The 13,290-nt window shown below is 28.6% G+C and carries 13 protein-coding genes and 1 pseudogene; 5 read left to right on the forward strand and 9 right to left on the reverse strand.

Features of this window, described 5'->3' with window-relative positions; genetic code table 11:
• From KGF52_RS10120 to KGF52_RS10135, 4 genes and pseudogenes are all read left to right on the forward strand, one after another.
• Positions 1 to 430, forward strand: a pseudogene (locus tag KGF52_RS10120) (ABC transporter permease); the annotation flags it as partial.
• The gene (locus KGF52_RS10125) at positions 417 to 1,172 is read left to right on the forward strand and encodes an ATP-binding cassette domain-containing protein (RefSeq protein WP_227840084.1); all 756 of its coding nucleotides are present in this window, start codon (positions 417 to 419) and stop codon (positions 1,170 to 1,172) included. The pseudogene KGF52_RS10120 and the gene KGF52_RS10125, both read left to right, overlap by 14 nt.
• A 153-nt stretch (positions 1,173 to 1,325) precedes the next feature.
• Complete coding sequence (locus KGF52_RS10130; protein WP_227840085.1) at positions 1,326 to 2,348, forward strand: CD0873 family tyrosine ABC transporter substrate-binding lipoprotein; 1,023 nt, start codon at positions 1,326 to 1,328, stop codon at positions 2,346 to 2,348.
• 32 nt (positions 2,349 to 2,380) lie between these two features.
• Entirely contained in the window at positions 2,381 to 3,397 is a 1,017-nt protein-coding gene (locus KGF52_RS10135; RefSeq protein ID WP_227830166.1) for an ABC transporter substrate-binding protein, read from the forward strand.
• 213 nt (positions 3,398 to 3,610) lie between these two features.
• Here the strand turns inward: KGF52_RS10135 and KGF52_RS10140 are convergent, their stop codons facing one another.
• From KGF52_RS10140 to modA, 4 genes are all read right to left on the reverse strand, one after another.
• Positions 3,611 to 4,168, reverse strand: a complete 558-nt coding sequence (locus KGF52_RS10140) for a sugar O-acetyltransferase (protein WP_227840086.1) — start codon at positions 4,166 to 4,168, stop codon at positions 3,611 to 3,613.
• A 5-nt stretch (positions 4,169 to 4,173) separates the two neighbouring features.
• Positions 4,174 to 5,250, reverse strand: coding sequence for a sulfate/molybdate ABC transporter ATP-binding protein (locus tag KGF52_RS10145; RefSeq protein ID WP_227830164.1), 1,077 nt, complete (start codon positions 5,248 to 5,250; stop codon positions 4,174 to 4,176).
• A complete protein-coding gene (modB, locus tag KGF52_RS10150) occupies positions 5,251 to 5,934 on the reverse strand; it encodes a molybdate ABC transporter permease subunit (protein WP_227830163.1) in 684 nt (227 codons plus the stop codon).
• 148 nt (positions 5,935 to 6,082) lie between these two features.
• The gene (gene modA, locus KGF52_RS10155; protein ID WP_227840087.1) at positions 6,083 to 6,895 is read right to left on the reverse strand and encodes a molybdate ABC transporter substrate-binding protein; all 813 of its coding nucleotides are present in this window, start codon (positions 6,893 to 6,895) and stop codon (positions 6,083 to 6,085) included.
• A gap of 192 nt (positions 6,896 to 7,087) precedes the next feature.
• Here modA and KGF52_RS10160 point away from each other — a divergent pair, with 192 nt between their 5' ends.
• Positions 7,088 to 8,017 (forward strand): helix-turn-helix transcriptional regulator, encoded by a 930-nt coding sequence (locus KGF52_RS10160; RefSeq protein WP_227840088.1) that lies wholly within the window; start codon positions 7,088 to 7,090, stop codon positions 8,015 to 8,017.
• 160 nt (positions 8,018 to 8,177) lie between these two features.
• Here KGF52_RS10160 and KGF52_RS10165 read toward each other — a convergent pair whose 3' ends face one another.
• From KGF52_RS10165 to KGF52_RS10185, 5 genes are all read right to left on the reverse strand, one after another.
• Complete coding sequence (locus KGF52_RS10165; protein ID WP_227840089.1) at positions 8,178 to 8,627, reverse strand: hypothetical protein; 450 nt, start codon at positions 8,625 to 8,627, stop codon at positions 8,178 to 8,180.
• 283 nt (positions 8,628 to 8,910) lie between these two features.
• Entirely contained in the window at positions 8,911 to 9,882 is a 972-nt protein-coding gene (locus KGF52_RS10170) for an alpha/beta hydrolase (RefSeq protein WP_227840090.1), read from the reverse strand.
• Between the two features lie 189 nt (positions 9,883 to 10,071).
• On the reverse strand, positions 10,072 to 10,926 hold the full coding sequence (locus KGF52_RS10175; RefSeq protein ID WP_227840091.1) for a protein-ADP-ribose hydrolase: 855 nt from the start codon (positions 10,924 to 10,926) through the stop codon (positions 10,072 to 10,074).
• 333 nt (positions 10,927 to 11,259) lie between these two features.
• Complete coding sequence (locus KGF52_RS10180) at positions 11,260 to 12,204, reverse strand: ATP-binding cassette domain-containing protein (protein ID WP_227840092.1); 945 nt, start codon at positions 12,202 to 12,204, stop codon at positions 11,260 to 11,262.
• Positions 12,197 to 13,222 (reverse strand): ABC transporter ATP-binding protein, encoded by a 1,026-nt coding sequence (locus KGF52_RS10185; RefSeq protein WP_227840093.1) that lies wholly within the window; start codon positions 13,220 to 13,222, stop codon positions 12,197 to 12,199. The genes KGF52_RS10180 and KGF52_RS10185 overlap by 8 nt, the downstream gene beginning before the upstream one ends.
• Positions 13,223 to 13,290: the final 68 nt, after the last annotated feature.

Below are 13,290 nucleotides of genomic sequence, written 5' to 3' on the forward strand. Positions count from 1 at the left end.
TCAAATGATTAAATCTTTGGGTATAAATATCGGTTCTATAAAAATATTAGGACTTATGATTTCAAATGGACTTATAGTTTTATCTGGTAGTTTGATGGCTCAATTCTTAGGATTCTCAGATGTAAATATGGGTATTGGAACTTTAGTACTTGGAATTGCTTCTATCATAATTGGTATTACATTATTTAAGAAATTCACTTTTATTAAAGATACTACTGCAATAATTGTTGGCTCTTTCATATACCAATTCACTATATACTTTGCAATGAGTTTAGGTATGTTATCAACTGATTTAAAACTGATAACTGCTATAGTTATAATAGCTTTCTTAGCTACTGGTAATTTAAATATCTCACTAAAAAAAAACAAGTGCAAAGCTAGTACCAAAAATAAATCTGAAAAAAGAGGTGTTATAGATGTTACAAATTAAAAATCTTTCAAAGAGTTTCCCAAATCCATACGGTCAACCTAATACTATATTTGAAAATTTATCAATTGACATAGAAGATGGTGAATTTGTAAGTATCATAGGTAGTAATGGAACTGGTAAATCCACTTTATTAAATATAATATCGGGTCTTATAAAAGAATCTTCTGGTCAAGTATTATTAAATAAACACAATCTATCTAATTTAGCTGAACATAGAAGAACTCAAATAGTAAGTAGAGTTTTTCAAGACCCAAGTTTAGGAACTTGTCCTTCTATGACAGTTAGAGAAAACTTATCCTTGGCTCTTAATAAAGGTAAGTTATTGAATCTAAAAAAATGTCTTCGTTATAAAAGAGATTTTCTAGAAAATTTATTAGAAGGAGTTTCTCTGGATTTAAAAAAATACCTAGACGTACAAGTACAATTTTTATCAGGAGGTCAAAGACAATCACTTTCATTAATTATGTCATGCTTAACAAGCCCTTCGGTTTTATTACTTGATGAACATACAGCGGCACTTGACCCAAAGACATCAAATGAAGTAATTGAATTAACTGATAAGATTGTAAGAGAAAAAAATATAACTACCCTTATGGTAACTCACAACTTAAAGCATGCTCTTCAGTATGGAGATAGATTGATAATGCTCCATAAAGGTGAAGTTGTCTTAGATGTAAAGGGAAAAGAAAAAGAAAAATTAACAGTTGAAGAAATATTAGAAAAATTTGAATATGCAGTTTAAAAGTATCTATTATGATAATTTAATTTTAGCTTAGTTACAAATTAGTTTATTTATAAAATAATTTTAAAGTCATAATATTTTTAGCAATACTACAATAATTCATATGAATATATGAACATATATAACAATAAAACTTTTGAGGGGGATATAAAAATGATTAATAAAAAAAGATTGGTAAGTTTAATTTTAGCTGGTGCTCTTGGAGTATCTATGCTTACAGGATGTTCACAAGGTGGAGACTCTGGCAATTCTAAACAAGAAAATAGCTCTAAAGATAAAGAAGTGAAAAAAATTGGTATAACTCAATTGGTTGAACATCCAGCATTAGATGCTACTAAAACAGGATTTGTAAAAGCCTTAGAAAAAAATGGATTTAAAGATGAAGAAAATATTGATATAGATTTCCAAAATGCTCAAAATGATATGCCTACTACACAAAGTATTGCAAGTAAATTTGCATCTGATAAAAAGGATTTAATATTTGCCATATCTACTCCATCTGCTCAAGCAGCGTACAATGCAACTAAGGATATACCTATACTTATAACTGCTGTCAGTGACCCTGTTGCTGCTGGCTTAGTTAAATCAATTGAAAAACCAGGTGGAAATGTATCTGGAACATCAGATTTCGTTTCTGTGGAAAAAGGCTTAGAACTTCTTAAAATATTTGCTCCTAAGGCAAAAACTATAGGAGTTATGTACAATACTAGTGAAGTTAATTCAAAAGTTCAAGTGGATGCTTTAAAAGAATATGCTTCTAAAAATGGTTTTAAAGTTGTTGAAAAAGGGATAACTACTTCAAATGAAGTCAATCAGGGAATTTCTAGTTTAGTTGGTAAGATAGATGTTTTATATGTTCCTACTGACAACTTAGTAGCTTCTTCTATGCCTATAGTTTCTAAAATAGCTACTGAAAATAAGATTCCAGTTATAGCAGCTGAATCTGGTCCAGTTGAAAAAGGTGCTCTTGCTTGTCAAGGTATAAACTATGAAAAGCTTGGTTACAAAACAGGTGAAATGGCTGTTAAAATTTTAAATGGTGAATCAGTTTCTGATATGCCTGTAGCTACATCAGATGATACAGATATCATTGTTAATGAAGATATATTAAAAGCTTTAGGTATGGAAAAACCTTCTAATGAAAATATTTCTTATGTAAAAACTAAACAAGAATAAATATAATAGATTTTTATGAGGGAGTGGTCAAAATGAAGTCCAGTAAGTTGATAAATTTAATTTTAATTGGTGTTCTTAGTGTATCCACCATTACAGGTTGTTCTAAAAATAATGAGGATGATTCAAATAAATCATCTGATAAAAATAATGAAATTAAAAAAATTGGTATTACTCAATTAGTTGAGCATCAAGCTTTAGATGCATCTAGAGAAGGATTCATTAAAGCTCTAGAAGATAATGGATTTAAAGATGGTAAAAACATAGAAATAGATTATCAAAATGCTCAAAATGATATGCCTACTACACAAACTATAGCTAGTAAATTTGTTTCTGATAAAAAAGATTTGATATTTGCTATATCTACTCCATCTGCTCAGGCAGCATACAATGCTACTAAAGATATACCTATACTTATAACTGCTGTAACTGACCCTGTTTCTGCTGGATTTGCAGATTCTTTAGATAAACCAGGTAAAAATGTTTCTGGAACTTCCAATTTTACACCTATTGATAAGAGTTTAAAGGCTCTTGATATACTCATCCCACAAGCAAAGACTATAGGTGTTATATATAATACTAGCGAGGTAAATTCTAAAGTTCAAGTTGATAACTTGAAGAAATATGCAAATGATAAAGGTCTTAAAATTGTTGAAAAAGGAATTAGTTCTTCTAGTGAAATAAATCAAGCAGCTTCTAGTTTAATGGGTAATGTAGATGTTATTTACGCTCCTACAGATAATTTACTTGCATCTTCTATGCCTATAGTTTCTCAACTTGCTACTAAAAACAAAATACCTATAATAGCTGCAGAAGAGGGTATGGTAAAAGGTGGAGCATTGGCTTGCCAAGGTATAGATTATGAAAAATTAGGTTATAAGACTGGTGAGATGGCTGTTAAGATTCTAAAAGGAGAATCTAAAGTTTCAGATATGCCTATAACAAGTTTAGAAGAAACTAATTTAATTATTAATGAAGATACTCTAAAGGCACTTTCTATAGATAAACCTTCTGACGAGAATATAGTTTATATTAAAACTGAAAATAAGTAATTTGACTACTCCAATTAATATAAAATATTAAAACAAAGTAAAATTCAATGAGATTTTTGTATACAATTAATATGCCTGTTTTTATGAGTTTTTCCAAGCATAAAAACAGGCATATATTTTTATTTTAATATATTGTCTATTCAATTTTACATTAATATACTGCTTATCCAAAGATAATATGTAAATACTCTTAACTTATTTATATAAATAAGCTTATTCTTCTATTTTCTTTATTACTCTACATGGATTTCCAACTGCTATAGTATTTGGTGGTATATCTTTTGTCACTACACTTCCTGCACCTATTACCACATTATCACCTATAGTAACTCCTGGAGTTATAATTGCTCCTCCACCTATCCATGCATTATGCCCTATCTTTACAGGTGAGCCATACTCTATTCCTGAAATTCTAAGCTGTGCATCAATTGGATGATAAGCTGTATAAATTTGAACATTTGGAGCTAACATTACATTATCACCGATTTCAATTTTACATACATCTAAAAAAATACAGTCATAATTTGCAAAAAAATTTTCACCTACATGTATATTATATCCATAGTCACACTTTATACTTTGTTCCACATTTATTTTATTACCAACTGAACCAAATAGTTGTCTTAAAATATCTGCTCTCTTTTCATACTCATCTTCCAAAGTATTATTAAATAATCTAGTTAATTTTCTACAATACTCTCTCTCTTTTACTAACAATTCATCATTTGCATAGTAACCTTGACCTGACAACATTTTTTCTTTTTCAGTCATATAATTTACTCCTTTTCGTTGTAATTGTACTTAAAGCAAAATAAATATTCCTGTGGAAAATCTAAATAAATGCTGTCTCCCTTCTCAAATCTCATTTTGTTTTTTTCTAATTCTATTTGAATAGGCATACTTTCACTAGATAAATTATGGTTTCTAGCATATATAGTATATGTAAATGGATTTTCTATGATGTTAATTAATTGAAAACATAACTTGCCATCTAAATTTTCACTAGAATCTAAAACCTTAATATGATGCTCTCTGATTCCCACATATTCTATATTATCACCTATGTTTCCAGTTAATGTCAACTTACATCCCCAATCTGTGGCATAAATAGTATTTTCATCTATTCTATTTAATCGAGATATATTTTTACATCCTGTTATTTTTGCTTCTATAAGATATTTTGGAAACTCAAATAGTTCTTTTTTAGGTCTTTTGGGAAGACCTTCTCCTTTATTATAAACCATAATATCATCACAAACTCGGTAAGCTTCTTCAATATCATGAGTAACAAACAATATATCTCCCTTATAGTCTTTTAACATGTTCATAAGTTCTTTTTCCATATTACTCCTCAAATGATGGTCTAATGCAGAAAAAGGTTCATCTAAAAGTAGTATATCTGGAGATGTAGCTAATGCTCTAGCTAGTGCCACTCTTTGTTGTTGCCCGCCAGATAATTGCCAAGGATATCTCCCCTCAAATCCATTTAATTTAAGTATTTCTAAATATTTCATTATTATTTCCTTTTTTTCATCTTTACTTAACTTTGAAAGACCAAGTTCGATATTTTGGCTTACAGTCATATGTGGAAATAATGCATAATTTTGAAATAAAAAACCAACATTTCTTTCTTGTGTTGATAAATTTATCTTTTTTTCAGAATCAAACAACACTCTTTCATTTAATATAATCTTACCTCTTGTAGGTTTTTCAAGTCCTGCTATACATTTTAATGTCATACTTTTTCCAGAACCAGATTCACCTAAAAATCCTAAAATTCCTTTTTCCTGTTCAATTTTTACTTTTAATTTAAAAGAGGATAAATCTTTTTCAATATCTACATATAAACTCAACTATCTACACCTCTTTCCTATTATTTTCTGCTGGAATTCCGACCAATAATTTAATAATAAAATCATTGCTATAGATATTGCTACAATAATCATAACCCACATCATAGCTTTATTCATATCTCCACCTTCAACTGCAAAAAATATAGCGATTGGCATCGTTTGAGTTTTCCCAGGTATATTTCCAGCTATCATAAGTGTAGCACCAAATTCTCCAAGTGCTCTGGCAAACGACAACACAAGTCCACCTATTATCCCAGGCCAAGCTAATGGTACTGCAATCTTTAAAAAAACTTTCCATTCATTAAGACCTAAGGTTCTAGCAGCAGACAACATATTGTTATCAATTTGTTCAAAAGCTGACCTTGAGGTTCTATACATCATAGGAAAAGATACTACTACTGCTGAGATTACAGTTGCTGTCCAGCTAAATATTAAGGTTTTATCAAAATTCAGTAAAAATTTACCTACAAAGCCATTTTTCCCACATAACAACAATAAAAAGAATCCAACAACTGTGGGTGGCAAAATTAATGGAAGTGTAAATATACCATCTATAAGACCTTTCCACTTACCTCTATAGTTAGCCATAATATATGACACAAATATTCCTATTATAAAAGTTATTATCGTTGACAAAAAAGCTGTCTTAAGTGATATCCATAAAGGTGACCAATCTGTCCCCATTTTTTCCCTCCTTAATTTAAATGGAAATAGTGAAATTAATAAATCTATTAATTTCACTATTTCCATTTTATTATAATATACAATTATTTTCAATTTTCATTTATTTATATACAATTTCGTTTTAATTATATATAAATTATTTTTAAACTTATTCTACTTTTTTATATCCAAATTCCTCAAAAATCTTTTGTCCTGCATCACTTAATAGAAATTCTTCAAATTTCTTAGCAGAATCTGCATTTTTACTAGCTTCAATTACTGCAACTGGATATGTAATAGGTGAATGAATTTTTTCATCTGTTTTTTCAACTACTTTTATTTTATCATTATTCACAGTATCACTAAAGTAAACGAATCCAACATCTGCATTTCCTGATTGTACCCATGCTAAAACTTCTTTTACATCTTTTGCAAACACTAATTTATCTTTTAATGTATCTTTTAAATTTAAATTAGTTAATACTTCATCTGCATATTTACCTGCTGGAACACTTTCAGCTTCTCCAACTGCAATTTTCTTTACTTTATCTGTAGTTAAGTCTTTCATACTAGATACATCGCTACCAGCAGAAGAAATAAGAACTAAATCATTTTTAACTAAATCTTTCATAGTATCAGAAACCAATAACTTTTCTTCATCTAAAGCTTTCATTTGTTTTTGACCTGCTGAAATAAATAAATCACATGGTGCACCTTGTTCTATTTGTTGTTGAAGCGAACCTGATGCTCCGTAGTTAACTGTAAGTTTTACATTGGAATCAACTTTTTTATATTCTTCTTCAATTTTTGCCATTGCTTCTTTTAAACTTGCTGCAGCTGATATGTTTAATTCTACTGCCTCATTACTTTTACTTGTTTGTTCTTCTTTTCCATCATCTTTTGGACTTTCTTTACTACTACATCCAACCGTCCCCAAAGTTAAACATGCAACTAGTCCTAATATTCCCAATATTTTTTTCATAATACTCTCCCTTTTTGTAAATTTGATACATATTTTAATTCGTTTTATCATGTTTTATCATGTTTTGTTATGTATAACTTAATTATATATACCTGCTAATAAATTTTCAAGTAAATTATTTATATTACTTTTAAATATTTTTCTACATTTTTCTTTTTTTAATGTTAAAATAACCTTATATGGAGGTGGATTATGGACTCATTATCATCTTTGACACCTGTTGAAGTAGCTGAACTATTAAAAATAACAAAAAATACTGTATATGAATTAATCAAAAGAGGTGAGCTTCCTTCTTACAAAGTAGGTAAAAAAATAAGAGTTGATATTAAAGATGTTGAAGAATATATCAACAATCAGAAAACTGGTAAAATTAAAGATACACATTTTAACAATAAAAATATAGATATTGATAATAATTATAAAATTATTATTTCTGGTCAAGATGTAATATTAGATATTTTAGCTAGATCTGTTGAAAAAAAATTAGATAGAGCAAATACATTTCGCTCTTATATAGGCAGTTATAATGCTCTATATGAATTGTATAATGGCAGGGTTTCTATAGCATCATCCCATCTATGGGATTTTGAAACAGATGAATATAATAGTACTTTTGTTAAAAAACTGTTACCAGGAATCCCATGTGTACTTATAAATCTAGCTTATAGAATGCAAGGTTTTTACGTTGCTAAAGGAAATCCTAAAGAAATAAAAAATTGGAAGGATTTAACCAGACCAAATATAACACTTGTAAATCGAGAAAAAGGGGCTGGAACTAGAGTTTTGCTCGATGGCAAGCTTAGACTTTTAAATTTTAATGGCACTGATATAAATGGTTATTATAATGAAGAATTATCACATTTAGGCGTAGCAAGCAAGGTTTCTCGTGGTATAGCTGATGTTGGATTGGGCAATGAAAAAGCTGCTCTACAAGTAAACAATATTGACTTTATTCCTCTTCACAAGGAACGCTATGATTTGGTCATAAAAAAAGAAGACTTAAAAAACCCTGTCTACCAAACTATAATTAGTATAATTAATTCAGCTGAATTTAAGGCTGAACTTCAAGGTCTTGGTGGATATGATTTAATTGACACAGGTAAAGTCATAGCAGAAGTTTAAAAATAAAAATCGCAATCTATTTTTACATGATTTATAAATTAATAGTAAGGTAAATTGCGATTTTTATGTATATCAAAAAACTTAACCTATCAAAGGAAACTATACTATTCATCTTAATAGTCATATATAGAATTCAATACACTAAACAGTTAAATATATATTAATATATATTTACATAATAGTATTTTTCCTTAATGTAGATTAACGCGTTATGTGTTTTAAATATGAATAATTCTCCTATCTTGTATACATGTGGTAAAATAAATGAGTTTAATAGGTTATATACAAAGTTGCTTTCTTCTTGTATTTTCTCAACTAACAAATTATTAATAAAATTATCTCTTTCATTTTCAATAACTTCACTCCAATTTATTTTAACTTTTAATATGTATCTTCCTACTAAGTATACACATTCTGCAACAAATAATAACAATACTATATAGTCGGCTCCTCCTGGTTGATATAAACTTCCTGATACTAAGGGTTTAGCAAAAAAGTTATAAAAATTTAAAGTATCTCCTGTATAATCAAAAAATATCAATAGTAATCCCAAAACTCTTAATGCTCTCACATTCAACATGCCTTTTTCTTTATTATTTTTGTTTTTCATATATACTACCTCTCTTTTCGTTAGATTTTGTTATATATAATACTAACTCTTTTATTTGAGGTATAAGTGAATTTAATTGGTAGTTATTTTCATTTTCATAATCGATTAATTCATATTAAACATTTATATTTAATATGAAAAAGGGACTGAATCAAAATAGAGATAAGCCTCTTTTTCATTGTTGAAATGATGAAAATATAGTTGATTTCATACAAAAAAGAGTGCCTCATGAACTAAAAAGTTCATTTTGAGACACCCCCTTGAAATATACAACTAATTTCTATTAATTAATAATACTACTATCTATAAACTTGAAAATTCTATTGAAATATGCTCTACTATCAGAGTCATATCCAGCGACATGTTCAACACCTTCTATAAGCCATAGCTCTTTTTTATTATGTTTGACTAAGTCATACATTGTTTGGCTATTTTGATAATTACAAACAGTGTCTTTTGTTCCATGTATAAATAGTATAGGAACATTACTCTTTTCGATTGCCTTATATGGCTCTACATCACTATACCAAAATCCAGATTTAAATTTATTATACAAATCTCCACATGCTACTACATAATTTACTAATATATTTGGTATATGTTTTTCTATTACTCCCATTCTAATGGCATCCTTCATTTCAGAATATGGAGAATCTAATATATAAAAATCGACCTCTTGACTTTCTGAATTTATAGCTGTATGCATAGTAGCCGTTCCTGCACCCATAGAAAATCCATGGATTCCCAATTTACCATCTGGGAATTTATTTTTTACAAACTTAACCATACTATCTAAATCATATCTCTCATAAAGACCAAATGTGAAATTATCGCCTCCACTGTTACCAGTATTTCTTTGATTGTAAATCAATACATTATAACCTTTATCTAAGTATTCATATGCTATTTTTAACATTTCATAGTGACTACTTCCAATTCCATGAACAACTATAATAGTATTTTTTGTTTTTATATTTGAATTTATAAAAAGACTTTCCAGTTTGTAATTATTAGAACTTTGTATCATTAACTCCTCTGTCTTGTAGTTTTTCAATTTATCTAATGGTTTATCTTTTCTCTCAGAAAATACTTTTACTATATCCTCTTTTTTTATTAACTGTTCTGAGCCAACTGAGCTATCGTACACCAATTTTCCAAATATGTACGATATGATTAATAGTATTAACAGAAATATAACTGACACAACTATTACTTTATTTGTTAAACTAATATAATTTTTAAAACTATTTTTCATATTTATTTACCATTTAATTTTCCTATATTGTGTTTTTTAAAAGTAATACAATCACTACTTATACTACTCTTATGATTTCTATTATACCTATTAATCTACTAAAATTACAAATTATATTTTTTTAATCATTAATATTTATAAGCTATTACCTCATCTAATAAATATTACTATATACTTTATTGACAAGTACTATCTAAATATTCTTCTATATTTTTCTTCTTCCTCTTCTGTGAATACATTAAATACAACTTTTAAATTTTTCTCAGGATTTTCTTTTAACCATAATCTCACCCTATTTACAGCAAGATTAGCTGCTTCTTTTTTTGGATATCCAAATACCCCTGTAGAAATACCACAAAAAACGATATTCTTTATTTCATCAATTTCTCTTATAGTATTTAGAGATGATTTGTAGCAATGTAGTAATTGTTTTTCCTGCTCTTTACTTGGCTGACCACCAGATACAATAGGTCCAACAGTGTGTACTACAAATTTTGCAGGTAGACAATAACCTCTAGTTATTTTAGCATCTCCTGTATATTCTAAATGTCCTTGTTTTTTTATTATTTTGTCACAATCTTCTCTAAGTCTAGGACCTGCACATGAATGTATCTCATTATCTACACATAAATGTAATGGTTGTAGGCATCCCAATAACTTATTATTTGCAGCATTCACTATTGCATCTGCTTTTAAATTAGTTATATTTCCTCTCCATATAGCAATACCTTCCTCTACTTCTTCTATATCATTTACATCTACTAACTCTTTTTCTTCACATTCAATTAACAATAAATTATGTAACATACTCAGTATCTCTGGAGCAATTTCTTTTGGTGGATATACATTAAGAAGTCCTCTAAGTATATCTCTAGGCTTGATTTCATCATTTGATAAATTGTATATTTTAGAAGGAACTTCTTTTGAAAAATATGCAATTAAAGTGTTTATATTTTTCTTTTTTTGTTCGTCAGTTAGAGGTTTGATACTTCTATCAAAATCCTCAAATAAGTTTACATCATCAGCATAATCTCTCCACTTCATAGCTATCTCTCCATTCTTGTATTTTAGAATTATAAAAAATAATTATGTATTATGTACATACTTATTTATTTCTATAAACACTTACATAAATCCTGTTAAAAGTGTAAATTTTTTAATATTAATATATTTAAAGACAAAATATAGAACTATTTTAAGTATTTTATAGAACCCTTTATAGAAATAATATGCTACTTGCTAACACTTTAAACATAAAATTTTTAAATATAATAATTAAAGGCGAAAGCTTCTAAAACTGACACTTTTACACATAAATTTATACACATAAAAACCACTCTAAATGTATATACTCTCTTACCTAGAGTGGTTTTTACGCTAAACAACTTTTAAATTTTGTTGGTATTTATCTATATCTGATTTAGAAGCATATACAAAATGACCATCTGAAACCTCAATCCAACTTGATAACTCATCATTTGAACAAGTATACATACTAGAATTATATTCCACTCTATTTCTTAGCTTAGCATATCTTGGGTCAGGAATAGGAATTGCAGAAAGTAAAGACTTTGTATATGGATGAATAGGATTATTATACAACTCTTCTGAATCTGCTAATTCTACTAATTTTCCATTATGCATAACTCCTATACGGTCACTAATATGTCTCACCATAGATAAATCATGCGCTATAAACAAACAAGTTAAGTTTTTTTCTTGCTGTAACTTTTTAAATAAATTTACTATTTGTGCTTGTATAGATACATCTAAAGAAGCTATAGGTTCATCAGCTATTATAAACTCTGGGTCTACTGAAAGAGCTCGAGCTATACCAATACGTTGTCTTTGTCCACCTGAAAAGTCAGAAGGATACTTATTTGCATAGCTTCTATCAAGTCCAACTAAATTTAACATCTCATAGACTTTATCTAGCCTTTCTGATTTATTTTTACAGACACATTGAATTTTAAGTGGTTCTGAAATTATATCTCCAATTGTCATACGAGGATTTAATGATGAAGTAGAATCTTGAAAAATAATCTGCATACTTTTATTTACATCTTTTTTTACAAATTTATATGCTTTTTTATCTGAGATACAATTTCCCTTATAAATTACCTCTCCACCAGTAGGCTCATGTAACTTTATTATAGTTTTACCAGTTGTAGATTTTCCCGAACCAGATTCTCCTACTAAACCAAATATCTCTCCTTTATATATATCAAAGCTTATATCATCAACTGCTTTTACAGTAGTACTTTTATCCAAATGAAAATATTGTTTTAAATTTTTTATTTCTAGTATTTTTTCTTTATTCATTAGAAATCACCCTTCCACCATTTACCCTAACTGGTATATTTATTTTAGGTGCATCTGGATGCAATAACCAAGTTGCTGCACTGTGTGTATCATTAATTTTAAACATTGGTGGCTCCTTTTCATAATCTATCCTAAGAGCATTTTTATTTCTTACTGCAAATGCATCCCCCTTTGGAGGATTTAATAAATTTGGAGGCATTCCAGGTATATTATACAAATACTCTTCTTGTGAATCTAAAGTAGGTAATGAACCTAATAATCCCCAAGTATATGGATGTCTAGGGTCATAAAATATATCTTCTACTGTTCCTATTTCTACAATCTTACCTGCATACATAACTGCTATCCTATCAGCCATAGTTGCAACTACACCTAAATCATGAGTTATAAATATTATTGATAAACCTATTTTATTTTGTAGTTCTTTTATTAAGTCAATTATCTGAGCTTGTATAGTCACATCCAAGGCTGTTGTAGGCTCATCAGCAATTAATACTTCTGGATTACAAGCCAGTGCTATAGCAATTACTATACGTTGCCTCATTCCTCCTGAAAAATGATGCGGAAATTGTTTAAATCTTTTTTCAGGATTATCTATCCCAACTAATTCAATAAGTTCTATAGCTCTTTTTTTAGCTTCACTTTTACTTATGCCTTGATGGATTACTATAGCTTCAGTTATTTGCTTTCCTATTGATATGGTTGGATTCAAAGATGTCATAGGGTCTTGAAATATCATTGATATATCTCTTCCTCTAATATCTTCCATTTCTTTCTCAGATTTTTTAACTAAGTCCTTTGATTTAAGTAGAACCTCTCCACTTTTGATATATCCATTATATGGAAGTATCTTCATCAAACTTTTACATAATACAGATTTTCCACAACCAGATTCTCCTACTATAGCTAGTGTTTCACCCTTCTTTAGAGTAAAAGACACATCTCTCACAGCTTGTACTTCACCTTCTTCAATTTTAAAGCTTACAGATAGATTATTAACCTCCAATAAATGTTCCAAAAACCATCAACCCCTATGCTATTCAAACCTTAGGGATATATTTTATCCCTAAGGTTTCTAATTAATCT

Origin of the sequence: Clostridioides sp. ZZV15-6597 (assembly GCF_020657815.1) — a bacterium.
GTDB lineage: Bacteria > Bacillota > Clostridia > Peptostreptococcales > Peptostreptococcaceae > Clostridioides.

What these genes read in the sequence shown, in the direction of transcription:
- KGF52_RS10130 (WP_227840085.1), top strand. Translation starts at nt 1,326, where the DNA reads ATGATTAATAAAAAAAGATTGGTAAGTTTAATTTTAGCTGGTGCTCTT.
- KGF52_RS10140 (WP_227840086.1), bottom strand. Translation starts at nt 4,168, where the DNA reads ATGACTGAAAAAGAAAAAATGTTGTCAGGTCAAGGTTACTATGCAAAT.
- KGF52_RS10165 (WP_227840089.1), bottom strand. Translation starts at nt 8,627, where the DNA reads ATGAAAAACAAAAATAATAAAGAAAAAGGCATGTTGAATGTGAGAGCA.
- KGF52_RS10175 (WP_227840091.1), bottom strand. Translation starts at nt 10,926, where the DNA reads ATGAAGTGGAGAGATTATGCTGATGATGTAAACTTATTTGAGGATTTT.
- KGF52_RS10160 (WP_227840088.1), top strand. Translation starts at nt 7,088, where the DNA reads ATGGACTCATTATCATCTTTGACACCTGTTGAAGTAGCTGAACTATTA.
- KGF52_RS10125 (WP_227840084.1), top strand. Translation starts at nt 417, where the DNA reads ATGTTACAAATTAAAAATCTTTCAAAGAGTTTCCCAAATCCATACGGT.
- modB (WP_227830163.1), bottom strand. Translation starts at nt 5,934, where the DNA reads ATGGGGACAGATTGGTCACCTTTATGGATATCACTTAAGACAGCTTTT.
- modA (WP_227840087.1), bottom strand. Translation starts at nt 6,895, where the DNA reads ATGAAAAAAATATTGGGAATATTAGGACTAGTTGCATGTTTAACTTTG.
- KGF52_RS10180 (WP_227840092.1), bottom strand. Translation starts at nt 12,204, where the DNA reads ATGAATAAAGAAAAAATACTAGAAATAAAAAATTTAAAACAATATTTT.
- KGF52_RS10170 (WP_227840090.1), bottom strand. Translation starts at nt 9,882, where the DNA reads ATGAAAAATAGTTTTAAAAATTATATTAGTTTAACAAATAAAGTAATA.
- KGF52_RS10135 (WP_227830166.1), top strand. Translation starts at nt 2,381, where the DNA reads ATGAAGTCCAGTAAGTTGATAAATTTAATTTTAATTGGTGTTCTTAGT.